The sequence below is a fragment of the Rhodobacteraceae bacterium M382 genome, assembly GCA_025141015.1.
Taxonomy (GTDB): domain Bacteria; phylum Pseudomonadota; class Alphaproteobacteria; order Rhodobacterales; family Rhodobacteraceae; genus Aliisedimentitalea; species Aliisedimentitalea scapharcae.
The window spans coordinates 4399277-4423197 of record CP081098.1 but is presented as its reverse complement, the minus strand read 5'-3'; the positions used below and the strand labels follow the sequence as shown (position 1 = coordinate 4423197).

The following is a 23921-nucleotide window of genomic DNA, read 5'->3' as shown; positions in this document are numbered from 1 at the left end:
CCTGTCAGGTTCTGTGTGACACCTGCACAGGAGGGCAGAAAGATGAGCTTTCAGAACCCGGTTTTCATTCCCGGACCGACCAATATGCCAGAAGCATTGCGTCGGGCCGTAGATATGCCGACCTTGGATCACCGGTCGTCGCTGTTTGCCGAAATACTTCATCCGGCGCGCAAGGGCGTGAAGCACGTCTTAAAGAGTGCAACCGCTGAGATCTTCTTCTTTCCCTCGACTGGCACAGGGGGGTGGGAAACTGCTCTGACCAATACGCTCAGCCCGGGTGACAAGGTGCTGGCAGCCCGCAATGGTATGTTCAGTCACCGATGGATTGATATGTGCCAACGGCATGGGCTCGTATTGCAGGTTGTCGAGACGCCATGGGGCGAAGGCATTCCGGCGGACAGATTCTGTGAAATCCTGACGGCTGACACAAGCCACGAGATCAAGGTGGTGCTGGCGACACACAATGAAACGGCCACGGGGGTGAAATCCGATATTGCAGCCATCCGTGCTGCGTTGGATGCCGCCAACCACCCGGCCATGTTGTATGTCGATGGGGTTAGTTCGATCGCGTCGATGGATTTCCGGATGGATGACTGGGGCGTTGATGTCGCTGTCACAGGATCACAAAAGGGATTCATGCTGCCAGCCGGGTTGGCCATTGTCGGGTTCTCGCCAAAGGCCATGCAGGCGGTTGAAACGGCGACGTTGCCACGGACGTTTTTTGACATTCGAGACATGGGAAAGTCCTATGCAGCCAATGGCTATCCTTACACCCCCGCTGTGGGGTTGTTGAATGGGCTGAACCAAAGCTGTGGCATGTTGAGAGCCGAGGGACTGGAGAACGTCTTTGCCCGTCACCGGCGGATTGCTGATGGGATCCGGGCCGCGGTCCATGCTTGGGGTCTGCGCTTGTGTGCGGCATCCGCTGATCTCTACTCGGACAGCGTCAGCGCCATCTGCACGCCCGATGGGTTCAATGCCACCAATATCGTGACCCACGCGGCCGACACCTATGGCGTCGCCTTTGGCGTCGGCCTGGGCGAAGTGGCTGGCAAGGTCTTTCGCATTGGACACCTGGGGATGCTCACCGACGTCATGGCTTTGTCGGGAATTGCGACGGCTGAAATGTGCATGGCTGATCTGGGGCTGGACATCCAATTGGGATCAGGGGTTGCGGCTGCACAAGAGGTCTATCGGGCCACCGCTGCGCACCCGGTCCGGGCCGCAGCGTGATGAAGGATGCACCAATGATCATTCCTACAATCGAGGATATGCAAACCGCCCGGGAACGGATCAAGCCACATGTACATGTGACGCCGGTTCTCACGTCATCCTTTATCAATGATCTGACCGGAGCCGAACTGTTCTTTAAGTGCGAGAACTTTCAAAAGGCGGCGGCGTTCAAGGTGCGCGGTGCCTGCAATGCGGTGTTTGGTCTGACTGACGCAGAGGCGGCGCGGGGCGTTGCCACACATTCCAGCGGCAACCACGCGCTCAGCCTCAGCTATGCGGCGGGTCGGCGGGGGATTCCCTGTCACGTGGTGATGCCGCGCACGGCACCTCAGGCCAAAAAGGACGCGGTTGTCGGCTATGGTGGTGAGATAACCGAATGCGCGCCATCCACATCATCACGAGAAGCGGTGTTCGCTGACGTCCAGGCCCGGACTGGTGCGGATTTTGTACACCCCTATAACGACCCTCGCGTGATTGCAGGACAGGCAACCTGTTCCGCCGAGCTGTTGGAACAGGTTGCGAGATTGGATGCGGTGATCGCACCCATTGGCGGCGGAGGGATGATTTCCGGAACCTGCCTGACACTGTCCAATCTCGCACCGGAGATCGAAGTATTTGCGGCAGAGCCCGAACAGGCAGACGATGCGGCGCGTTCATTTCGGGCGGGACATATCATAGCGGATGATGCGCCTGTGACCGTGGCAGATGGGCTCAAGGTGCCTCTCAAGGAACTGACCTGGCATTTTGTCAGCACCCATGTGACCGACATTCTGACAGTTACCGAACAGGAAATCGTTGATGCCATGCGCCTTATGTGGGCGCGCATGAAAATCGTGGCCGAGCCGTCATCGGCGGTGCCTTTGGCCTGTGTACTGAAACACCCGGAGCTGTTCCGGGGCAAACGGGTCGGGGTGATCGTGACCGGCGGGAATGTAGATTTGGGCAAGCTGCCCTGGATGGAGGGATAGATGAAACACGTAGATATCGCCGAGTTGGAAGTGGGTTTTGACGTTCCTGCCTTGCCCGGCATGGACGAAGCAGACATCCAGACGCCCTGTCTGATCCTGGATTTGGATGCGTTGGAACGCAACATCAGCAAAATGGGCAACTATGCGCGTGAGCACGGAATGCGCCATCGGGTGCACGGCAAGATGCACAAATCGGTAGATGTGGCCAAACTTCAGGAAAAGCTGGGCGGCGCAGTGGGTGTTTGTTGTCAAAAGGTCAGCGAAGCCGAAGTGTTCGCGCGTGGTGGGATCAAGGATGTGTTGGTGTCCAACCAGGTGCGCGACCCGTTCAAGATCGATCGGCTGGCGCAGTTGCCCAAGCTGGGGGCACGGATCATTGTCTGCGTGGATGACATCGACAATATTGCTGATCTGTCAGCGGCGGCGAAGTCGCACGGCACCGAATTGGAAGTCTTTGTCGAAATCGACTGTGGGGCGGGCCGATGTGGCGTGACCACTGCCGAGGCCGTCGTCCAGATTGCCCAGGCAGCTGATACCGCGGAGGCGCTGAAATTTAAGGGTGTTCAGGCCTATCAAGGTGCCATGCAGCACATGGATAGCTATGCTGATCGCAAGACCAAACTGGACCTCGCCATTGCCCAGGTCAAAGAGGCAGTCGCGGCGTTGAAGACGGCCGGGTTGGAGCCTGAGCTGGTATCGGGAGGCGGCACGGGATCGTATTACTTTGAGAGTAATTCCGGTGTCTTCAATGAACTTCAATGCGGATCCTATGCGTTCATGGATGCTGATTATGGTCGAATTCTGGACAGCCAAGGCCAGAGGATTGATCAGGGGGAATGGGAAAATGCGTTGTTCATCCTGACCTCGGTGATGAGCCATGCCAAGGCGGACAAGGCAATTGTGGATGCCGGTCTCAAGGCACAGTCAATGGACAGTGGTCTGCCTGTCATTTTTGGGCGCGATGATGTGGAGTATCTGAAGTGTTCGGATGAGCATGGTGTTGTCGGTGATCCACAAGGCGTTCTGACGGTCAATGACAAGCTGAGACTGGTGCCTGGGCATTGCGATCCGACCTGTAACGTACACGATTGGTATGTGGGGGTGCGCGGCGGCAAAGTCGAAACGTTGTGGCCGGTTTCGGCACGCGGAAAGGCCTATTGACCGCGCTAACGCGCGGTGCCTCCGGCGGAGGTATTTTTTACCAGAAAGAAGCTGCAGGTCAGTGCCTTGGATCAACCCGAGTGCTGGCCGGCTGCGCAGGACAAGGATAGAGCCATGTGGATTGTACCCGAAGCTGAAATCGCCGGGTTGCTGGGGCGGCAGGAGAGTTTTGATGCGGTCGAGGCCGTGTTCGCCGCGATGGCCCGGGGAGATGCCTATAATTTTCCGGTCATCCGCGAGTCGATTGGTCACGCCGATGCATTATATGGTTTCAAAAGCGGCTTTGATCGGACCGGATTGTCATTGGGGTTGAAATCGGGTGGCTATTGGCCAGGCAATGAGGCGCGGGGGCTGACCAATCACCAATCGACTGTGTTTCTGTTTGATGCGGACACAGGTCAGGCCAAGGCCGTCGTCGGTGGCAACCTGTTGACGGCCTTGCGGACAGCGGCAGCGTCGGCCGTGTCGATCAAACACCTGGCTCGCGCCGATGCGCGGGTTCTGGGCATGATCGGTGCGGGCCATCAGTCGGCGTTTCAGTTGCGGGCCGCAGTGGAGCAGCGCGACTTTGAAAAGATCGTCGGCTGGAATCTGCATCCCGAAATGTTGAGCCGCCTTGAAGATGTTGCCAATGAGGTCGGTCTTCCCTTTGAAGCCGTAAGCCTGGATGAGTTGGGCGCACAGTCAGATGTTATCATTTCGATCACGTCGAGCTTCGCGCCAAGCCTGCGGGATGCACAGGTCAGGCCAGGCACGCATTTGGCGTGCATGGGGACGGATACAAAGGGCAAACAGGAAGTGGAGGCTTCATTGTTGACCCGTTCCAGGGTGTTTACTGACGAAATTGCACAGTCGATCACGATTGGTGAAGCGCAGCACGCGGTTGGCCAAGGGTTGATCGACGCAGAGCAGATCACGGAGATTGGCGCTGTGATCAATGGGACGCAAGCCGGGCGGCAAACGGCCAAGGATATTACATTGTTTGACGGAACAGGTGTCGGGTTGCAGGACCTGGCTGTGGCGTCGGCCGTTGTCGATCTGGCAATTGAACAGGGGATCGCCATCGAAGTTGCTTTGTAAAAAATCCGACGTCAACCGCAGGACGCAACGTGCCGGGATACCTGTGCTTGTCAGATGTGATCTATGATGCGTACAAACAGAACGTGTGGTCTGTTTGTACGTGGATCATGAGACAAGCGGAGACCTGATGTGACGAAAGCATTGCGAATTGGCGGGGCCTGCGGCTTTTGGGGGGAAACGGCTATGGCCACGCCCCAATTGCTGGCAGGCGATGGGGTCGATGTGCTGGTATATGACTACCTGGCCGAAATAACCATGTCGATATTGGCCCGTGCGCGACAGAAAAACCCGGAACGGGGGTATGCAACGGATTTTGTTGGCGGCGTTCTGGCCGACAGTCTGGACGAGATTGCCAAACAGGGTGTTCGGGTCTTGTCCAATGCCGGGGGGGTGAATCCCAAGGCCTGTGCGCGGGCTGTCCAAGCATTGATCAAGGACAAGGGACTGTCGTTGAAAGTGGCGGTTGTCGAAGGCGATGACCTGATGGGCCGCTCTGCAGAGTTTGCTGACAAAACCGAAATGTTTTCCGGTGCGCCAATGCCGGGTGCGGACCGCATTTTGTCAATGAATGCCTATTTGGGGGCTTGGCCCATTGTTGCCGCGTTGAATGCAGGAGCTGATATCGTGATAACCGGGCGCTGTGTCGACAGTGCGCTGACCCTGGCTGCATGCATTCATCGCTTTGGTTGGGAGAGCGATGCATATGATCAACTGGCAGCGGGCTCATTGGCGGGGCACCTGTTGGAATGCGGGCCCCAGTCGACCGGCGGCAATTTTACCGATTGGCAATTGGCGGGAGATTTGGCCGGAATTGGGTATCCTGTGGTCGAGATCCAGGGCTGTGGTGACATGACTGTGACCAAACCAGCGGGTACCCAGGGTATCGTGTCTCCCGCAGCGGTCTGCGAACAGATGTTATACGAGATTGGCGATCCGCAGGCATATGTTTTGCCCGATGTGATCTGTGACTTTTCGCAAGTCGTGTTGGAACAGGTCGGGTCCGAACGGGTTGCCGTACGGGGCGCCAAGGGGCGCGCGCCGACAGGGCAGGTCAAAGTTTCGGTCACTTGGTTAGATGGGTATCGCGCCGGATATCTGTTTCAGTTCAATGGCGTAAACGCCCGGCGCAAGGCGCAGAATTTTGCACGGATCGGATTGGACCGGGCCCAAAAAGCACTGCGCAAGATGGGGGGAGGGGACTATTCCGACGTCAGTATAGAAACCTTTGGCGGCCGACCGGGAGACGGCCCGTATGAGGAGATTGCGCTAAAGGCCGCTGTGCGTCACCAAGATCCGCGGGCTGTGGGTCTGTTTTTGAAGGAATTGATAGGGGCCGCTTTGGCGACACCACCCGGATTACACGGATTTACCGGCGCAGGACGTCCAAAGCCGTCTCCCGTCGTGGCGTTGTTTTCGTTTCTGGTCGATAGCGAGATTTTGGACCAGCGTATTGAGATCGAAGGCCGTATGGAGCGGCCTGCGCACCGTGCCCATGGCCCTTCCACAGACACCTCTATGGATCGTTGCGTGCCACATGACGTGGATGGTCAGGCCGGTCCGACCGTGACGTGCCGGTTGGAGGAGCTCGCCTGGGCAAGATCCGGGGACAAGGGAGACAAGGCCAATATCGGTGTGATCGCGCGCCACCCTGATTATATGCCCTGGATTTGGAAGAGTTTGACGCCGCATGTCGTGACGCGCAGGTTCAAGGGAGAAATCAAAGGGCCGGTTGAGCGGTTTTACCTGCCCGGGTCGGTTTCGATGAACATCCTGTTGCATGAGGCGCTGGGCGGAGGCGGGGTGTCAAGTTTGCGCAATGACTCTCAGGCCAAAAGCTTCGCTCAGGTGTTGTTGGATCTGCCCGTGAATATCCCGGAACACCTGCTGCATTGCAAACCGGGATAACGCGTTCTCGACTATTCAGCCGCGTTCGGGGTCGTGTGTGCTGTGGCCGTTCGGCAAAGGTCGCCCGCGTTTTTGGGGGACATCCAGCGCCGCACCAGCAACCTGGATGCGTAGAAACTGAGGTGTCCACATCGAGAAGCATCCACAGTAGGCCGTGAAAGTCGGCTATTGGGATTTCGACCAGGTGCTGTCCCTGTTTGTGGGGCCCGCACATGCCCAAGGCGACGGCAATATCTGTGGGTTCGAATGTTAGGTCAATCCAGAGCACACCTACGGCAAGCGCCATCCCGACCGATATCAGCAGTTCTGATGGTAGCGATGAATGAAGCGGAACGTGCCCGACCTGGTAAACCTAGGCCGCCTGAGATGTCGGGATGGCAAATCCCAGAACGGGATGTGAAATATTGTGCAGGTTTATTGCTCCCAAAGGTTCTGCATCGGGGCAAATTTCTGAAAACTCATGACTGACCACGATGGGGCGGTCGATTTTCTTGCCATAGTCACCTAGCCGGGCAGCTGTATTGGCAGCGCTGCCGATAACGGTGAAGTCCAGCCGCTCGCGCGAGCCAACATTGCCGTAGGTGACTGACCCATAGGCAATGCCGATGGCACATTCGCTCCGTCGCCCGCCCGAGCCGTGATCCGCCTGGTCGAGATGGGTGACGATTTCACGCGCCGAGGTCAGGGCATTGATCCGCGCCTGTCCCGGGTCGGTGTCGGCGGGAAAGACGGCCAGAACCGCGTCGCCAATGAATTTGAGCACTTCGCCACCGTGATCGTGAATAATAGTCGATGTGGTTTCAAAAAATTGGTTCAGCAATTGAATATAGGGAACGCGCCCCAGTTCTTCCTCCAGGCGGGTCGACATGCGCAGGTCACAGAACATGATTGCGGCATCTATGTCATCTCCGTCGCCCCGTCGAATTTCGCCGCCCAATACACGCGCGCCTGATCGTTTTCCGACATAAGTTTCGAGCAATACCTGCGCGTTTTCGCGCTGCATGAAGACTTCATAGTAGCGGGCGATGACCGACGAACATTCAAAAATCAGCCCCAGATTCGAAGTCGAGAACCCGTCGGGGTGGTCGCTGGTCAATGTCAGAACATTGATCCTGCCGTCAGAAAACCGCAACGGCATGGCAACATAATCGGTTGCCCCTTCCTTGCGCAGGTCGTCGATGATTGGAAACGCTTCTGGTGCGGAGGCACTGTTGATCCGGTGACGTACGCCGCCCAACCCATTCGAGACATGACGCAATGGGCTGTTGATATAGGCGGGGTGGTCGTAGATCTCATAAGACGGCGCGTAGGTTGTGATTTCTTCGGCCTTGCGCTGCCAAATGAAGTTTTTACCCGCGATCAAGGGGTGCAGGGACCAGGCCATGACAGACAGACGCGACAGAAATACGCCGTGTTCTACCAGCTTGTCAGCCAGGGCGGCGGTGAAGTCTTCGGGAGTTGGCAGGAAGGCCGCGTCACGCAGGAGCCAATCTATGACCGGACCACTGATATTGCCGTAATCGGGGGTGGTGAGATCATTGCCGTCCAGATCGACGTCCGTGAATGCATCGGGCATAAAACCGATGTAGCCGCGAATGTCTTCGGCTTCGTGCATGGGGGTGTCGTACATCCAAACAGCGTTTTCGATCTGCTGGTCGGCCAGGACCATATTGCGGTATCCCGCGGTGCCTTTGAACGGGCAAAAGGTCTGAAGGGCAGTGGGGCTGGTCAGGTCGGCCTGAATGTCGTCAGGTGGGAAATAGAGCGCCGGTTTCAGCCTGGTTTCGAACATCACTTTGGCTCGGGTGCTGGAGGCAAGCACCTGTCCGTGGTGGCGGATCGTCACGCGCCCCTTCATGGATCGGATTTCAATTCCGTAGCCAGGGGAAGGAGAAGATGAGTTGTGAATGTTCATGAGCGCGCGGGTCCTGCAGTGGGCACCTGGTATTGTATCATGTGGGGAGTACAGGGCAAAATTCCAACAGTGATGCGAAGAATGTCCGCGAGGCTCCCGCCCGTCAGCAGGACATCCTGGATGTCCTGCCGCCCGTTGGGCATGGCATTGCGGAGCAGGGCCCGCAATGCGGTTGCACAGTGAATCCGCGCTCCGCTCAGATCATTTGAATCACGTTCTTGTTGATCGCCAGCACATAACCGCGACGGGCGATGTTCTTGACCAGAAGTTCACTGACCAGTTGATTGCCTAGGGTATCGCGCAGCCGTTTGATGCGAGTTGCGCCCGCCGCTTCGTCGCAGTCCGAAGTATCGCGGCCCGAGATCATCGCTTCGATTTCGACACCGGACAGGACATCGTCGTCCAGCCGGGCCTCGGCCAGAACGGACAATGTCTCCATCGCAGCCGCAGTCAGCTTGAATCCCATCGAATTCAGATAGACGGTGTTTTCTTCACGGCTGATCAGAAGTTCAGTGACTTGGATGCCGGATCGTTCGATTTGCGCCATGCGACGGTTCATCGTGACCAACATTACCAAAAACACCAAGGCCGCAACCAACATGGCGGTGGCGAATATCAACAGAACAAAGATCACCATCCGATAGCTGACCAGCGTGTCTGAAAATGCCGTGCCGGATTGTGCCAGAATTTCGAGCAGCTTGATTTCGGCCTGGGTCGTCAGATCGCTTTCAATGAACAGCCGCTCAACGCGGGCGTTGAACGCATTGGCATCGGGCAAGGTTGCCAACAGGACCGTTCCAGCCACAATCAGAATGGCGACGATCGCGGCCATTCCATAGGCGACAATACGGGTGCCGGATCTGCGTGTTTCAGAAACGGAGATAGTAGGTTCCGGCATTGGCCTTCCTTTGTTGCAATCCTTCGGGGCCAAAGACGGAGAGAACATTCAGCAATGTCCATCCTGCCGCCGACAGCCGGGGCGAGATCTCGGATTTGGCGGATCCCTTGTCGCAAGAACCATTCAATTGCGCGACACCGTAATGGAGCCGCAACGGATTATCCTGTTTCGCCTTGTAGTCGGCATAGCATGCGTCGGCAAAGGAAGGCGCAGGCAACAGGCCGACCAAAAGGCCGACCAGGGCGGAGATCATGAGCATGTGTTTCATGTCGGTATCCTGCGCTGGTTGGGGCGGTTATTCAATAACAACAGGGATTTGAGCGAGCTGATATTCGATAACAAGGCCCCGATATTGCCTGTCGGAGCCGAGAAACACCAGGTTCAGGTCATGCCGCGTTCGCCGATGGTTCAAACAAAAAACCGGGCTGGGCGAACAGAAAACGGATCACACCTGAAAGGAAAAACGATGTCTCTTGCTTCCTCCCAATCCAACCGCCCTGCTTTGCATCGCCGGTATATTGCCATCGTGCTTGCTGCATCTGTTGCTGTGACCGGGTTTACGGCCGCTCCTGCCCGTGCCGGTGATGACCTGGGTAAAATTCTGGCGGGGCTGGCCGCGATTGCTCTCATCGGGGTTGCAGTTGAAAAGCGCCGCAAGGACAAGGCAGAGGTCGTCACCCGAAATCCAGTCCACGTCGACCCATACAAACCCAAACATGGCGGGCCGCGGAATTTGCCGCCGCGTGTGGCCCGGTATGACTTGCCCCGTCATTGTGTCAGGACGTTTCCCGGGGCTGGGGAAACGCGGATTCTTGGTTTGCGTTGTCTGAAGAACAATTACAGTTATGTCGGTTCATTGCCCCAGGCCTGTCGTGTCACGGTGGATACGGGGCACAAGCATCGCACCGGCTACGTTGCTCGTTGCTTGAAGAAACGCGGATATCGGATCACCCGCCGCTAAGTGCGGGCTCGAGCAGGCCCCACGTTGCAAGGGGGCGGGAAGAGGTGGGCGGTGTGCCTGCCTCTTTTCCCTTGTGTTGAACAGGTGTTTTCTGGTTTTCAGAAGGGTATGAATTTACCGAATTTCGAGATGGAAACCCATTTGCAGGCGCAAGGATTCTTGCACATCGCGGGGGTTGATGAAGTCGGGCGGGGTCCATTGGCCGGCCCTGTCGTGGCTGCGGCGGTCATTCTGGATCCCGATGCGATACCGGATGGGTTGAACGATTCCAAAAAACTGTCGCACAAGCGGCTGATCGCGCTGGAGGCTGAAATCCTTGCTCTCGCCAAGGTTGGGATCGGCGAGGCGAGCGTCGAAGAAATCGACGAACTCAATATCTTGAGAGCTTCGCATGTGGCGATGATGCGCGCGGTTGCTGCTCTGCAACCGGCAGCGGATTTCCTGTTGATTGACGGCAATTTGCTGCCGCGGGGATTGGAGCGGCCCGCCGAAACTGTCATCGGCGGAGATGGGCGTTGCGTGTCGATTTCGGCAGCTTCAATTGTGGCCAAAATGTGTCGCGATCGGATGATGGTGGATTTGGCGCAACAGTATCCAGGATATGGATGGGAAAAGAACGTTGGTTATCCCACCAAACAGCACCGTGAGGCACTGCAAAATCTGGGGGTAACCCCACATCATAGACGTTCATTCAAGCCCATACACAATATCTTGTATCAAGAGTGAACCGTAAGCATTTGTTTCAAAAAAGAAATTGACCCTGATTCGCCTTTGACTCATCCTGTCATTAACCAAATGAGCGCAAAAATGCGCCGCGGTTTAGAGGCAGAGTGATGACAAAGACCATGACCCAGAGCGCAACTGCGCTCCCATTAAACACGATTCTTGACGGGGACTGCATCGAAGTGATGAACAGTCTGCCCGCGAATTCGGTCGATCTGATTTTCGCGGATCCCCCGTATAACCTCCAGCTCAAAGGGCAATTGCACCGCCCCGATAACAGCCAGGTTGATGCTGTTGACGACCATTGGGACCAGTTTGCGAGCTTCAAGGTCTATGATGATTTCACCCGCGCATGGCTCAAGGCGGCGCGTCGCCTGCTGAAACCCAATGGCGCGATCTGGGTGATCGGATCGTATCACAACATCTTTCGGGTGGGATCTGCCCTGCAGGATCAGGGCTATTGGATTCTCAATGATGTCGTGTGGCGCAAATCAAATCCGATGCCAAATTTCCGTGGCAAACGGTTTACCAATGCGCATGAGACGATGATCTGGGCCTCCAAAGAAGAAGGGGCCAAATACACATTCAACTACGAAGCACTGAAATCCCTGAACGAAGGAATTCAGATGCGTTCGGATTGGGTGTTGCCGATCTGTACCGGGCATGAGCGCCTGAAAGATGAAAACGGCGACAAGGCACATCCGACACAAAAACCGGAAAGCCTGTTGCACCGGATTCTTGTCGGCTCGACGAATCCTGGTGACGTCATTCTGGATCCCTTTTTTGGAACTGGAACAACCGGTGCCGTCGCCAAGATGCTGGGACGGGATTTCATTGGTATCGAACGCGAGGAGAGCTACCGCAAGGTTGCAAAAAAACGGATCTCCAAAGTGCGAAAATTTGACCGAGACGCGCTGCAGGTGAGCACGTCCAAACGGGCCGAACCACGCGTTCCCTTTGGGCAATTGGTCGAACGCGGCATGTTGCGTCCTGGCGAAGAGCTGTTCTCGATGAACCAACGGCACAAGGCCAAGGTTCGCGCGGATGGCACGCTGATTGGAGGTGACGTGAGGGGATCGATCCACCAGGTTGGTGCCGCGCTGGAGAACGCCCCTTCGTGCAACGGATGGACCTACTGGTGCTTCAAACGTGATGGTAAAACGGTACCAATCGACGTGTTGCGCCAGCAAATTCGCGCAGAAATGCGAAACTGATCAAAAATACCTCGTAAACAAGAACACCGCCGGTGCCTGTGGCCTGTCACGTGGCACTAAACTGCCCCGCCTTGCGGCGGGGCTTTTTTATGTGGGCGATTGCCGACATTTGTAATTGGTTTCCGAGTTCATTTGCTCCGGCGGCGCTCGAACCTCCGTCGGCCGTGGGTCCGCTGCCAGCCACCAAAGTTTGATTGCGGTTTTGTGAGTGACGAACAGGATGGTCTTTGGCCCGATCACAGCTTTGAAAAATACCGGCTAAAGAGGTCCTTTGTCCGGTCTGCTAAAATCCGCTTGCGCCGCTGCTCCAAGGCCCGAAACCCTTCTTGTTTGACTGTGGGGAGGGCGATAGACCACAAGAGGCCATGCGCAAATAGATTTCTCGCTTGACCGCACCCAGCTTTCATTCGTCGCCACAGCGGCATGTCCATGTGGAATCCGCACGGCTGCAGCGACCGGCCTGTGTGCGCAAGCACTCGGGCCAATGCACAGCCGGTTGGACCGGAAGCCTAACCGACATGCTCAGAGTTCAGCCCGGGTCAAGACGTTGATGTGCCAGCCCGGTTTCTCCCGATGGACAGGTGAAACTCATCACCGGCCCACCTATGTTTGACAACAACGTAACCGAATAAGTCGTCTTGTGAACATCGAGACCGACCACGACATGTTGACCCTCGAACACTCTCACAAAACACGACAGATGTGATGCTTGCTTGACCGGGCTGAAGACGATTTTGTGTGGAGTATTCGGATATCGCAGCAGGTCGCCGCGCCGCCGTCCCGAATGGTGGGACATCAATCCGGCCAATGTGTGAGGTGGCCAGGTTTGGTTGCGGCAGAGGGTCAGCTGCGGCAGTGCATCTTCCCTATTGTCGAGCCTCCCGGCATACTTTTTATTCAATTCTAACCGTGACAGATGTGAACAAGATCTGCTGGAGCAAAGAAACTGTCCGGAGACTTGGCTATTGGCGATGCCATTTTGCAATCTTTTCCAGTATTTCCGTTTTTCTGACCGGTTTGCTCAGGAAGTCATCCATGCCGGCTTGTAGACATTTCTTTTGATCTGCAGGCATCGCGTTGGCCGTCAAGGCCACAATGGGGCATCTCTCCAAGCTCAAGTTCTTTTCTATCTCTCGAATGGATCTTGTGGCCTCAATCCCGTCCATGTCTGGCATGGACATATCCATCAGGATGATATTGGGTGATAATCTTTCGAATTGGTCCACTGCCACCCGTCCATTTTCAGCAAATGATACAGATGCCAGAGTCGATTTCAGCATCTTTTCTACAACGATCTGGTTGGTTCTGTTGTCATCGGCCACCAAAATGCTCAAATTTGAAAGGTCCAAATTGTCCTTCGGCGGGAGGGGGGCTGTATCACTCTTTGGTCCTTTGGGGGGAAGTAAGCTTCTTTTCAAAACCGACATCAAGTGATTTGATCTGATTGGCTTCAAGACCATTTCGTCAATGCCAAGTTCCTTTTTCGTGACCAGATCCAACGTGGTGTCGGTGGACGACAGGATAATCAGCGGAGCGCTCTTCAGTGCTTCAATCTGACGAAGTTTCTTGGCAAGACCCAAGCCATCAAGGCCGGGCATTTGATAATCCTGGATAATAATTTCAAAAGGCTCTTCAGGTGAGCACTCGTCAATCAAGCGTAAGGCGTCATTGCCGGAAGACGCCAAAGTCGGCCGCATGTCCCACGAGGAAAGCCGTTCAAAAAGAATTTGACGGTTCAGAGACAAATCATCGATAACCAATATACGTCTGCCCTTCAAATCTACCCCTGTATCACAGGGAGGTGACACGGGGATCGCACAGGGGATCAGAGGAAGAGTGAGCGTAAATTCCGAGCCAACATTGGGTTCTGATTTGACCGAAATACTCCCGCCCATCAGCGCAGTGAGACGAGTAGATATCGCGAGTCCCAGACCTGTTCCCTCAAATGTTCTGGTAGCAGTGGATTCCACCTGTTCGAATTCACCGAAGATTTGCCGGATCATATCTTTGTGGATGCCGATGCCTGTATCGACAATGTTTATTTTGATGTCGTAGGCTTCACCGGTTTGTTCCCCCGAGACGTCGATGAAGACATATCCCTCAAGGGTGAATTTCACTGCATTCCCCGCGATATTCGTCAGAATCTGACGTATGCGCCCAACGTCTCCCAGAAAGGCAATTGGAAGCGTTGGGTCATAGCGCATTGTGATTTCAACACCCTTTTCAGCTCCTTTTGGGGACAGAAGGGTGACAACATCCTCGATGGCGGTTTGTAAATTGAACGGTGCCTTTTCCAGCTTGAGCTTTCCTGCCTCAATTTTGGAAAAATTGAGAATATCATTTATGATCGCGAGAAGCGCAGAGCCGGATTTGAAAATCGTTTCGGCATACATTTGCTGATCTTCATTCAGATCTGTTTCAAGCATCAGTTCCGCCATACCGATGACGCCATTCATTGGCGTTCGAATTTCGTGGCTCATATTGGCGAGGAAGTCGGATTTCGCTCTGTTTGCTGAATCAGCAGTCTTGCGGGCCAACATTAGCGCATGTTCACGCTCATCTCTTTCCGCAAATGTATCTTCAAGGACGCCAACAGACATGTTCAACGCCTGAAATTCATGAGAGGCGAACCAGGGGAGCGTTTTTGTCGGGGGGATGGCTCCTGCAATTGCATGTGACATCCGTTCGTGGATCAAGTGCAACGGGCGCATGGCCAAAACATGAGTGAGAGACAAAAAAACCAGGGACAGTGTTGCTACGGTTACAAGGGTCGTCAACAACGCCTGTGTAACATTCTGGCGGATCATTTCTTCGCCTTTGCGTGTCGACCATTCGACAATCATTGTGCCAAAGTTCATTCCCTCCAACTCGATGTGGCGCCTGAATTCTGCGACACTTTCGGGGGTTCTTTCGATATGACTTTGTGCAGAAGCGACGACTTTCCCGCTGGTGTTCAGCAGGGAGATGGAAACAAGATTGATGTTTCGTGTGACAGCCTCCTGCATCGCGGTTTCCAGGACCGGGGTATCTTCGACGAGTATCGCTTCGAGCATCAAGCCGCTGAGCAGTGACACCGTCAGGTCAGCTTGTGAGGTCAATTGGGCCTCGAGCCGTTGGGTTTCGATCCTGCGCTCAATCAGTCCAACCGCAACGGCAACACCAATTGCTGCGATAAGCAGCGATCCAACGATTTGAACCAGGATGCTTGCACGCTTCATCGTTGTCGTCCGTATTTGCTGTCTTAAAAGGAAGTGGAGTGTTCGATCGCGCGACGAACAAAGTCATAGTCGGCATCGCTGCCCTGCAAAAAACCGTGTTTGGCGACCTTCATGACATGGTCGGCGTTTTGCGGATCAACCATGATTTCTTCAATATGCGTCGAAATCTCATTGGATAGTCCAGCTGCCGCAAGCCAAGGCTTGGTGACGTTTTCAAACCTGAAAAGAGCACGGATCGGGACACCCTTGGCGACGAGCTTTAGGAAGGTGCTTTCCTTCAGGGCGCCAGCCGAAAACTTCCCGGCACCGACGGCCTCTCCCACGATGTCATGGCGCCCCAGAAAAGTGTAGGAACTCAGGTCATTACCTGAGATTCCCGCATTCAGGAGATGGCTTTGTGCGAGGTATCGTCCGATCGTGGACAGTTCGTCGCCAAACGCAAAGCTTTGGCCTTTCAGATCAGCCAGGGTTTCAAATTCGCTGTCGGTGCGAACGGCAATGACGCCATTGAACCGTTTGGTCCCGTTCCTGGCTTCGATGGCAATGATCTGAACGTCCGGGTTCAGGTTCTTGACCTTGATATAGGATGCGGGACCAAATCGCGCAAAATCGACAGATCCGTTTGCCAGATTCTCGATAGCGGCATCGTAATCCTTGTCGATTTTCATCTTTATATTTACCGGCTGACCCAATCGCGTGGTGAGCTGATCCGACAAAAACGCCAGAAAGGGGCCGTATTTGCGGACAGTTTCGGTCGGCTTGTCCGCGGCGTAAGTCCCAAAAACCAAATTGAGTTCCGCCCGACCCAGGTTCGGAAACATCAAAACCGAGAGTAAGATCGCGAGATGGAGCAGGCGGGCGAAGGTGATGCTCAACCCACTGCCCCGTGTGAAAGTCGCGGTTTTGTTACGCATTGCGGATCCCTCCGTGGTTCAAAGCTGGCACCGCATAAGGGCGCGCGTTCACCAACTGTGCCTGATGGGATCAAAATATTTCGTTAACCCACCCGGGTTTTACCTGATTTGACTCAGGCGAAGATTCCTTGGTGGCGTTAACCATTCCGTAGGATTTTCCGAGTTTTTTAATGAGATTGAAATAAAAGTTGAGGCACAACTTTAAGTATAGGCGGAACATAACGTGATCAAATCTGTCAGCCGCACCGTGTTGCACTCAGTGCTGTTTGTGCTCTTTGGAGGGTTGTTTTCGGTCTTCCTGTCGACGCCTGTTGCGGCGATCCCATCCCCGGAACTTGTTATCGGTTCAGTTTCGTCTCTCTCCCAGATCCTTACAGTTGCAATCGCAACGGTATCGGGTGTCGGCGCCATGCTGTTTGGTCGATTGGGGATAAAGCCTCGGTCTTCCAACAAGACGAGACGAGTGCCCAGCTCTGTCAAATGGGCGCTCGCCGTGATGATCGCAGGGTTGATCGGTTTGAACGTCTGGCAATATCAAACGGCTCAACAATCTGAACAGGACAGATTGCAGGCGACACTGGTACGACCGGCGAGCTTTTCCGGAACCAAGATCCAAGACGAGACGCTTAAGGAAAAGCGGTTTTCGGCTCAGGTTGAGCACCCCTTGGCAATTTCGACAGACAGGGCAGCGCAATTGTTGAGCACGCCTGCGGGAGAATCGACCTCTTTGTTCTATGATATTCGTGAAGCCGGCGAGAACGAGATGGGAACCCTGCCGGGGTCGACCCATGTTCGGTTCCCGGATTTTCTCCAGAGCACACCGCTGGAGCCGGGACAAAGTGTAGTTCTGTTCTGCCACAACGGGAATCGAAGCTCGGAAACATGCGAGGCGCTGGCAGCACAGGGTATTGACTGTAGGTTTATTGCCGGAGGGATTGAAAAATGGATCGTCGAGGGGAGACCATTTTCGGATGCCGAGGTCGAAAGCCTGTCAGATCTGCGTGCCATCCCGGAATACCCAAACAAATCGGTGTTGATTAGCACCAGCAAATTCAAGGGTCTTCTGGAACAGGGAGACGTGCAGGTGGTGGATACAAGGTACCCGGGGGATTTTGAGGCCGGGCATCTGCCAGGTGCGGTCAATATTCCGATCCGGGCTTTGCCAACCAGCGAACTACAGTCCAGAATTGCTGCCTTGCGCAGCGATTTGCCGACGGTGGCCGCGTGTTATGACCGGCGAAGTTGCTTTATGGCCCAGGTATTGGGGCTGGAGTTGACCCGTGCCGGGTTGGACTTCAGGGGACGCTATACCACGCCCTGGGACTATTTTATTCCCCCGGCACCAAAACAGCATGTGCAAAACTGGCTCGCAGATCAGCAAAAGACCCTGTGGTCTCGGGCGATTGATTATCTGGCTTCGGCGCTGGTCTGGGTTGGGGACAAAAGCCATCTGATCCTGGCGCTCATAGGTCTGTCGGTGATCACGCGCCTTCTTATCCTTCCCGTCGCGCTCAAAGCCGAGAAGGACCAGATGATCACATCGGCATCATCAGACGAGATGTCCGACATCAAGGACCGGCTGCGAAACGATCCTGTGCGCAAAGCCCGGGCCATTCAGGCCTTCTACAAGGACAAAGGACTGACGCCGGGGCGTAACCTGATAGCTCTGTTGTTCCTGCCGGTGACTATGTTGGGGGTCTCCGCTGCGCAGCAGGCGGGGGAACGGACACAGGCTTCGTTCTTGTGGCTGGACGAATTGGGGGTACCTGACTCCAGCTATGCAGTGCCTTTGTTGTTCACAGGTTTGGCTGTTGTGTATTTGTGCTGGGCGATCGCCAAAACCCGCCGTCAGGCATGGCTATGGGCGATTTTTGGCGGCGCTGGGCTGTTCTTTCTGGTCTTTGGATTGAATGCAGCGGCCGGTCTGTATCTGTGTTCTGCCTTGGTGCTGCTCCTGCTTCAGCGGGCCTATGTTACCGGGCATCTGGCGCGTGCGCTGACATTGGGGCGGGGGCTTGTGCATCAGGTTTTCCGAACCCGGCTGCCGCGCGGCTTGATCCCGCTGAGCGACACCGAGGCATTGATTGGTGCCGGTAACAAGGCGTATCGCCTATCGGTGCTGACCAAGGCTGGCATCCAGGTGCCCAACGGCGTCGTGTTGCGGCAGTCTGCGTTGACCGATTTCAGCGCCCTGACTGGCGCAGATCGGCGTCGGTTTTCCAACAGGGTGTGGTCTCTTGCTGGTGGGCATCCCTGCGCAGTGCGCAGTTCTGCGGCCAACGAAGATGGGGCGAGCCAAAGTTTCGCCGGTGTCTTCGAGAGTGTTCTGGATGTGCAAGAGGATGGTATGGCTGATGCTCTGGATCATGTCATCGCTTCGTTCCAGTCTGCCCGGGCATTGAGTTATGAGGGCGAAGGCGCAGCGGATGGCAATGTTCTGGTCCAGCAGATGGTAGACGCAGAATATGCCGGAGTGCTGTTCACCCAGGACCCATTGGCACCGGGCATGTGTATGGTCGAAATGGTTGCGGGGTGCGGTGAGGATCTGGTTTCCGGTCGCGTGACCCCGATCAGCCTGCGATTTGGTCGCTATACCAGAGAGTTGCTCGACGGTGACCCTGGTGAAATTGATCTTGGGCCCTTGCTGGCGTTGGGTGAGCGTATCGAGAAGATCTTTGGGGGGCCGCAGGATATCGAATGGGCTTATGCCAATGGGCGGTTTCAAATTGTTCAAAGCCGTGACATTACCACCTTGTCCGCGGGTTCGGCTCTTGAACAGGTCCGGGTCCGGGAATGGGCGCGAATCCTGACACGCTTTGCAGGTTCGACCCCGGGGGCCGCAATTCTGGAACAGGATGAAATGTCCGAAGTTCTGCCGCGCCCGACACCGTTGTCCTATTCCGTCATGGCGACCTTGTGGGCTCCGGGTGGCAGCGTTGATCTGGCGTGCCGCGACCTGGGTGTCCCCTATAAGCTGCCCGAAGGTGGCGACGGACATCTGGTCCACCTGTTTGGCAAGACATTTGTTGATGCCAAGCTGAAAGAAAGCATGACCCTGCATTTGACAGAGTCCCAAGCACGCAAGCTGCGCAAGAAGGCATCAACCTATCCGCAGGAGTTTCGGCAGAATACAATCCCGCGGTTGGCGGAGGCGCTGTCGTTCTATCAGGCGGTGGATTACGCCAAGTTGCCTGTGGATCGGATCGTGCACAGCATTGCCGAGCTTCATGATCTGTTGGTGCATGACATTTATGTCGAAGCGGAAAAGATCAATATCCTGGCTGGTTTCACCATGACCGAAGCCCGGACAGCCGCAACCGGAGATCTGAGTCTGAACAGCCATCTCATGCAGGCCGAACTTCCGCATGCGCCCAGCAGCATTATGGCACGGTGTGCCGCATTGGGTGCCACGCAGGGCAAGGCCCAGGCGCTGCGCCTGATGGGGCACCGGGCCCTGTTCGACTATGAATTGAGCAGCCCGCGCTATGGGGAGGCGACTGAATTGTTGTGGCCGTTGCTCAACACCTCTGTCCACACTCTGGGGCCGGACCCACAGGTTCCGGCGAACCTTCCTGCGGACTTGGAGAAAACCATCGATCTGGCGATTGCCTTGCAGGATCTGAAGGAACAGGCAAAACACGAAGCCTTGCGAATCTATGCAGAGCTGCGCCGGGCATTTCTGGCCCTGGGGGAGGTCAGCAAGTTGTCCGATCTGATTTTCCAATTGCGCCTGGGGGAGATCACCCAGGCAGACTGGAGCGACACGGCGGACCTTGTGGCAATGGCAGAACTCAGAAAGGCAGAGGCCGAGATCAAAAGGAAACTTGCTCCCAAAGCGGCCTCGCTGACCTTGCGCGATTGCGAACTTTTGTCGATGGGTCTCAAATCCACGGCCCATGCGGAGTCGGCGTTGTCGGGAACCTGCGTGTCCGGCGAAGGCCAAAAGTCCGGCAAGGTGTTCTGGGTCGACCAGGACGACGGCGACCCCGAAGCGCTGTTTGAAGGTTTCGAGGACGGAGACATTCTGGTCTGTCAGATGGTCCATCCAGCATGGTTGCCATGGGTGCAACGGTCTGGAGCCGTGCTCAGTCAGGTTGGTGGGTGGCTCAGCCACATGGCAATCGTTGCTCGTGAAAAGAAGGTCATGATGCTGGTGGCCTGTTCCGGTCTCGAACAGCTGACCCACGGCGAAATGATCACCGTGGGAGAGTCCGGGGACATCGAAAAACTGTCCGTAGAGCAGAGTGTCGAAGTCGCCTGACGCTTTTCCCCGGCACGGGTTTGTCGTGCCGGGGAAACCTGCCCGTTAGGCGAAATGCTGGTCAACGATGCGTTGGACCATCGGTGCAAAATGCCAATAGTCCGGCGTGTCCATATCCGCGCGTTTTCCGGCCTCATCCAGATAGCGCACTGCAATGATTTGCTTGAGATTGGGGTTCTGTTGAAAAACCTCCACCTCTTCGGGTGTCATGGGCCCGCCCTGAAGGTTCAGAGAGTGGATCGAGGCATCGGACAGGCGGTTGAAATATTCCGGCTTTGTCGCGCACAGATACCGCTTTGCGGCCACATGGTAGCGCACGCAATCGGTGACGACGGTCGGGAAGAACTGTTCCAGAACCTTGGCACCGGCCTCTTCGTGGTACCGGTCTTCGGTGTCGTTCATGGTGAAGGTGCCAAATTCCGATGTGAAATGGCCGATGTCGTGCAACAGCGCCGAGACGATGATGATTTCGTCCTGGCCATTCTGTTCTGCGATGGCTGCGCCCTGCAGCATGTGTTCGGCCATGGTCACGGGTTCACCCAGGTATTCTTCACCGCCGCGCCGCTCAAAGATATCCCCGAGAAAGGCGACAATGTTCGTCTGGGTCAGGGTCGAAAAATCAGGCGCGTTCATTCTGCAGCTTCCTTGAATTCAGACAGGACGGTCAGGGTCGACAACAGGCCATCCTTGTCAGCATAGCATCCTTGCAGCCAACGCGATCCCGCGCCAGAGTAGCCTTTGCGGGCATGGAGCACCCGTGTGTTGTCGACGATAAAGCTCTCGCCCGGTTCCAGCTTGAATGCCACGCCCATGTCCGGGTCGTCGATGTAGGACCCCATTTGGCGGTACGCCGCGTAATAGGCTTCCATCTGGTCAAAGGGGATGTCTACAAAAGGGGCCGAAGACCGATTGTTGAACCGGATGCCAATCAGCTGCCCATCCGGCGACAATTCGATCATCGGGCGTCGTGACCGCAGCCACACGCCATCCGTTCCCTTGTATTCGAACCGGGCCGGATATCCGGACAACAGGGCAAATCCTTTGGGATTGTCTGCGCGCAGACGTTCGGCGACGCGAAAGCCATCAACGACAATACTCTCGCCACCCTCGGCGGAGTTTTCCAGGCAATACAGGATCTGCAGGGACGGAACAGGGTCACGATAGGGATTGTCAGTATGGGCCTGCAGACCCAATCCAGTATAGGCCAGATTCGTAGGGTTCACTTCGGTGCGAACTTCAAAGTGGCGGCCATAGTTGGTTTCGCGCACATAACCGAATTGGTCAGCGACCTGGATCAGCGCACCCTCGGTTGTGGGGCCTGCGGTCAGCTTGGCAAAACCCAATTCCGCAATCGCGGCCAGCCAGTCTCGCTTTGCCGAAGAATTGGATTGTACCGCCGTCCAGTCAAAGCTGGGTGCGGTCCGGGTGCCGTCCCAGGTTGTCACGTTCCCGGCCAGCCAGCCCAACGGTGCGGTTTGGTCCCGGTCATAGGCATTGTTGACCAACCAGCTGATGGGGAAGGCAACGGTTTTGTCTTCAGGCGCAAAGGTCACGCTCAGGGTCTCTGCCGCGACCGAAGCCGTGGCAATGCGGGTATCTGCGGGGATGTCTCCGATGGTGATCAAACGCTGACCGTTTCCCGGCGCGCGGGTCTGGTCATCCAATGCATTGTCACGCAGCCAGACGGCATGAAACCGCAAGGGGCGGGACGTGCCATCAACAAGGGTGAGGAAGGTGCCTGAAGCATCGACGTGAACGGAACTGGACATGACTGGGTCTCCGATTTGCCTGGTTCTGGTTGCGCATCTACCCGTGAAATGACATTAAAAGAATTAATTCTTTTTGGTAAATAGGCCAGGAAAAACTAATGCCTCAATCGCGTAAGCAATCTGGGCTGCCTCCTCTCGACTGGTTGCGTGTGTTCGAGGCAGCTGGCCGACACGGGAATTTCACCGCAGCAGCCCAGGAACAAGGGGCGACGCAGGCCGCCGTCAGCCAACGAATCCGCAATTTGGAAAGCTGGTTGGGACGGCCGCTGTTTTCGCGTGGGGCCCGTGGAGTGACCCTGACCGTAGATGGCGAAAGCTATTTGCCGCTGGTCCAGGAGACGCTCAGAACCTTGGAACAGGGTACGGTTGACCTGTTTGGAAAAAGCCCCCGTGAAATTCGGTTGGCCGCCCTGTCATCGCATCTGGATACGCTTGTTCTGCCACGGGTGGTGCCGTTCTTGGCCGCCTATCCGGACCTGCGTTTTGTCACCAATTCGGTGCCACTGCGGTCGGCTTTTGCGGATGAAAGCACAGCTTTGCAATTGCGCTATGGTCGCGGACCCTGGCCTGGGCGGCAGGCGCATCTGTTGCACCCCGAAGTATTGCAACCCATGATGCCCACCCACTGGGATCCGGACGACTGGAAACTCCGCCCGGCGATCGAACTTCGGGGCGAACGCCCCGGATGGCAGGAATGGGCACGTGCCTTAAACCTTCCGGTGCCCCATTTCAGCGGGCTGAACGTGGATTCCATGGGGCATGCCTTGCGCGCGGCGCGGTTGGGCCAAGGCATTGTTCTGGGCTCCCGTGTGCTGGCCCGGCATTTTCTGGCAACCGATCAGCTGACCCTGATTGATGTTCCGCCACTGCCCTGCGCCGAAGGGTATTGGCTGACCTGGCCGGACAGTTTTTCGGCGTCCCGTCGGCGGCGCAAGCTGCTCGAAGAGTTGATCGCGGCCCTGAGCCAGCCCTAGGCGTGGTCACAGATCACGCGGGTTGCACGGCATCCGGATAAGCCGCAACAAAAGCCGGGTGTTCGGCACAGGCCGCCTCTACGCCCAGCAAACGGGATAAGTCTGAAATTTCGACGCCCCAACGCCGAGCGTTGTAAAGTTGCGGCATCAGGCAGATATCGGCCAATCCCGGTCTGTCGCCGGTACAATAGGGCGACTGGTCAAACTGTGCCAGAAGGGTTTCGAAGGCCTGCAATCCGGGGCGAATGAAATGTTTCATCCAATCGCCGGGCATCCCTTCGGCACCGCCGCTTAACCCTGTGGCATATTTGGCGACTTGCAGGTTGCAAACCGGGTGAACATCCACGGCAATAGAGTGCGCCAGCGCCTGAACCTTGGCTCTCTCTGCGGGACCAGTTGGCACAAGCCCCAGATTACGGGTCTGGTCAAGATAGTCTAGAATGGCCAGGGATTGGGTCAGTTGCAGCCCGTCAATCTCCAGGACCGGCACAAATCCCTGTGGATTGCGTGCCAGATGATCGCCAGACCGCTGTTCGCCCTTTGTCAGATCAATCGAAATGGCCCTGTATTCAATCCCGGCCAAATTCAGCGCAATGCGCAGTCGATAGCTCGCGGACGAGCGCCAATAATCAAATAGAATGGTGTCGGTCATCTCGTGCCCCTGTCCGTTGGCAAACAACCGGCTCGCAGGAGCCGGTTGTCATCAGTTTAGTGCGACTATGTGCAA

Annotated in this window: 18 protein-coding genes; 10 read left to right on the top strand and 8 right to left on the bottom strand. The window is 56.0% G+C overall.

The annotated features are described in order from the left end of the window. The first annotated feature begins 42 nt into the window (after window positions 1-42). The 5 genes from K3727_20505 (at window position 43) to K3727_20485 (ending at window position 6347) form a co-directional block, all read left to right on the top strand. Window positions 43-1233, top strand: coding sequence for an aminotransferase class V-fold PLP-dependent enzyme (locus K3727_20505; protein ID UWQ91092.1), 1191 nt, complete (start codon window positions 43-45; stop codon window positions 1231-1233). Further along, window positions 1233-2201 carry a pyridoxal-phosphate dependent enzyme gene (locus tag K3727_20500; protein UWQ91091.1) on the top strand — a complete coding sequence of 323 codons (969 nt, stop codon included), beginning with the start codon at window positions 1233-1235 and terminating at the stop codon, window positions 2199-2201. The genes K3727_20505 and K3727_20500 overlap by 1 nt, the downstream gene beginning before the upstream one ends. Next, window positions 2202-3362: a DSD1 family PLP-dependent enzyme gene (locus tag K3727_20495; GenBank protein UWQ91090.1), complete on the top strand. Its 1161-nt coding sequence runs from the start codon at window positions 2202-2204 to the stop codon at window positions 3360-3362. It abuts the gene before it with no gap. A gap of 114 nt (window positions 3363-3476) precedes the next feature. Beyond that, window positions 3477-4442: an ornithine cyclodeaminase family protein gene (locus tag K3727_20490; protein ID UWQ91089.1), complete on the top strand. Its 966-nt coding sequence runs from the start codon at window positions 3477-3479 to the stop codon at window positions 4440-4442. 129 nt (window positions 4443-4571) lie between these two features. After that, window positions 4572-6347, top strand: a complete 1776-nt coding sequence (locus tag K3727_20485) for a DUF1446 domain-containing protein (GenBank protein ID UWQ91088.1) — start codon at window positions 4572-4574, stop codon at window positions 6345-6347. A 352-nt stretch (window positions 6348-6699) separates the two neighbouring features. Here the strand turns inward: K3727_20485 and K3727_20480 are convergent, their stop codons facing one another. The 3 genes from K3727_20480 to K3727_20470 form a co-directional block, all read right to left on the bottom strand. After that, complete coding sequence (locus tag K3727_20480; GenBank protein UWQ91087.1) at window positions 6700-8262, bottom strand: DUF427 domain-containing protein; 1563 nt, start codon at window positions 8260-8262, stop codon at window positions 6700-6702. A 196-nt stretch (window positions 8263-8458) separates the two neighbouring features. After that, on the bottom strand, window positions 8459-9160 hold the full coding sequence (locus K3727_20475; protein UWQ91086.1) for a hypothetical protein: 702 nt from the start codon (window positions 9158-9160) through the stop codon (window positions 8459-8461). Further along, on the bottom strand, window positions 9132-9428 hold the full coding sequence (locus K3727_20470) for a hypothetical protein (GenBank protein UWQ91085.1): 297 nt from the start codon (window positions 9426-9428) through the stop codon (window positions 9132-9134). The genes K3727_20475 and K3727_20470 overlap by 29 nt, the downstream gene beginning before the upstream one ends. 198 nt (window positions 9429-9626) lie before the next feature. Here K3727_20470 and K3727_20465 point away from each other — a divergent pair, with 198 nt between their 5' ends. From K3727_20465 to K3727_20455, 3 genes are all read left to right on the top strand, one after another. Next, a complete protein-coding gene (locus K3727_20465) occupies window positions 9627-10121 on the top strand; it encodes a hypothetical protein (protein ID UWQ91084.1) in 495 nt (164 codons plus the stop codon). 108 nt (window positions 10122-10229) lie between these two features. Further along, the gene (locus tag K3727_20460) at window positions 10230-10847 is read left to right on the top strand and encodes a ribonuclease HII (GenBank protein ID UWQ93475.1); all 618 of its coding nucleotides are present in this window, start codon (window positions 10230-10232) and stop codon (window positions 10845-10847) included. A gap of 107 nt (window positions 10848-10954) precedes the next feature. Next, a complete protein-coding gene (locus K3727_20455; protein UWQ91083.1) occupies window positions 10955-12058 on the top strand; it encodes a site-specific DNA-methyltransferase in 1104 nt (367 codons plus the stop codon). Between the two features lie 962 nt (window positions 12059-13020). On the opposite strand, the gene K3727_20450 is transcribed toward K3727_20455, so the two are convergent. Beyond that, window positions 13021-15276, bottom strand: a complete 2256-nt coding sequence (locus K3727_20450) for a response regulator (GenBank protein UWQ91082.1) — start codon at window positions 15274-15276, stop codon at window positions 13021-13023. A gap of 23 nt (window positions 15277-15299) precedes the next feature. Then, complete coding sequence (locus tag K3727_20445) at window positions 15300-16190, bottom strand: PhnD/SsuA/transferrin family substrate-binding protein (protein UWQ91081.1); 891 nt, start codon at window positions 16188-16190, stop codon at window positions 15300-15302. Window positions 16191-16437: 247 nt separating this feature from the next. Here K3727_20445 and K3727_20440 point away from each other — a divergent pair, with 247 nt between their 5' ends. Continuing rightward, window positions 16438-20451: a YidC/Oxa1 family membrane protein insertase gene (locus tag K3727_20440; protein ID UWQ93474.1), complete on the top strand. Its 4014-nt coding sequence runs from the start codon at window positions 16438-16440 to the stop codon at window positions 20449-20451. 45 nt (window positions 20452-20496) lie between these two features. Here the strand turns inward: K3727_20440 and K3727_20435 are convergent, their stop codons facing one another. Beyond that, window positions 20497-21084 carry an HD domain-containing protein gene (locus K3727_20435; protein UWQ91080.1) on the bottom strand — a complete coding sequence of 196 codons (588 nt, stop codon included), beginning with the start codon at window positions 21082-21084 and terminating at the stop codon, window positions 20497-20499. Next, window positions 21081-22220, bottom strand: coding sequence for a TauD/TfdA family dioxygenase (locus K3727_20430; GenBank protein ID UWQ91079.1), 1140 nt, complete (start codon window positions 22218-22220; stop codon window positions 21081-21083). The genes K3727_20435 and K3727_20430 overlap by 4 nt, the downstream gene beginning before the upstream one ends. Before the next feature lie 98 nt (window positions 22221-22318). Here K3727_20430 and K3727_20425 point away from each other — a divergent pair, with 98 nt between their 5' ends. Continuing rightward, on the top strand, window positions 22319-23194 hold the full coding sequence (locus tag K3727_20425) for a LysR family transcriptional regulator (GenBank protein UWQ91078.1): 876 nt from the start codon (window positions 22319-22321) through the stop codon (window positions 23192-23194). 13 nt (window positions 23195-23207) lie between these two features. Here K3727_20425 and maiA read toward each other — a convergent pair whose 3' ends face one another. Then, on the bottom strand, window positions 23208-23846 hold the full coding sequence (maiA, locus tag K3727_20420) for a maleylacetoacetate isomerase (GenBank protein ID UWQ91077.1): 639 nt from the start codon (window positions 23844-23846) through the stop codon (window positions 23208-23210). Window positions 23847-23921: the final 75 nt, after the last annotated feature.

What these genes read in the sequence shown, in the direction of transcription:
- K3727_20505 (UWQ91092.1), top strand. Translation starts at nt 43, where the DNA reads ATGAGCTTTCAGAACCCGGTTTTCATTCCCGGACCGACCAATATGCCA.
- K3727_20425 (UWQ91078.1), top strand. Translation starts at nt 22,319, where the DNA reads ATGCCTCAATCGCGTAAGCAATCTGGGCTGCCTCCTCTCGACTGGTTG.
- K3727_20480 (UWQ91087.1), bottom strand. Translation starts at nt 8,262, where the DNA reads ATGAACATTCACAACTCATCTTCTCCTTCCCCTGGCTACGGAATTGAA.
- K3727_20450 (UWQ91082.1), bottom strand. Translation starts at nt 15,276, where the DNA reads ATGAAGCGTGCAAGCATCCTGGTTCAAATCGTTGGATCGCTGCTTATC.
- K3727_20470 (UWQ91085.1), bottom strand. Translation starts at nt 9,428, where the DNA reads ATGAAACACATGCTCATGATCTCCGCCCTGGTCGGCCTTTTGGTCGGC.
- K3727_20465 (UWQ91084.1), top strand. Translation starts at nt 9,627, where the DNA reads ATGTCTCTTGCTTCCTCCCAATCCAACCGCCCTGCTTTGCATCGCCGG.
- maiA (UWQ91077.1), bottom strand. Translation starts at nt 23,846, where the DNA reads ATGACCGACACCATTCTATTTGATTATTGGCGCTCGTCCGCGAGCTAT.
- K3727_20455 (UWQ91083.1), top strand. Translation starts at nt 10,955, where the DNA reads ATGACAAAGACCATGACCCAGAGCGCAACTGCGCTCCCATTAAACACG.
- K3727_20430 (UWQ91079.1), bottom strand. Translation starts at nt 22,220, where the DNA reads ATGTCCAGTTCCGTTCACGTCGATGCTTCAGGCACCTTCCTCACCCTT.
- K3727_20500 (UWQ91091.1), top strand. Translation starts at nt 1,233, where the DNA reads ATGAAGGATGCACCAATGATCATTCCTACAATCGAGGATATGCAAACC.
- K3727_20445 (UWQ91081.1), bottom strand. Translation starts at nt 16,190, where the DNA reads ATGCGTAACAAAACCGCGACTTTCACACGGGGCAGTGGGTTGAGCATC.
- K3727_20495 (UWQ91090.1), top strand. Translation starts at nt 2,202, where the DNA reads ATGAAACACGTAGATATCGCCGAGTTGGAAGTGGGTTTTGACGTTCCT.
- K3727_20435 (UWQ91080.1), bottom strand. Translation starts at nt 21,084, where the DNA reads ATGAACGCGCCTGATTTTTCGACCCTGACCCAGACGAACATTGTCGCC.
- K3727_20460 (UWQ93475.1), top strand. Translation starts at nt 10,230, where the DNA reads ATGAATTTACCGAATTTCGAGATGGAAACCCATTTGCAGGCGCAAGGA.
- K3727_20475 (UWQ91086.1), bottom strand. Translation starts at nt 9,160, where the DNA reads ATGCCGGAACCTACTATCTCCGTTTCTGAAACACGCAGATCCGGCACC.
- K3727_20490 (UWQ91089.1), top strand. Translation starts at nt 3,477, where the DNA reads ATGTGGATTGTACCCGAAGCTGAAATCGCCGGGTTGCTGGGGCGGCAG.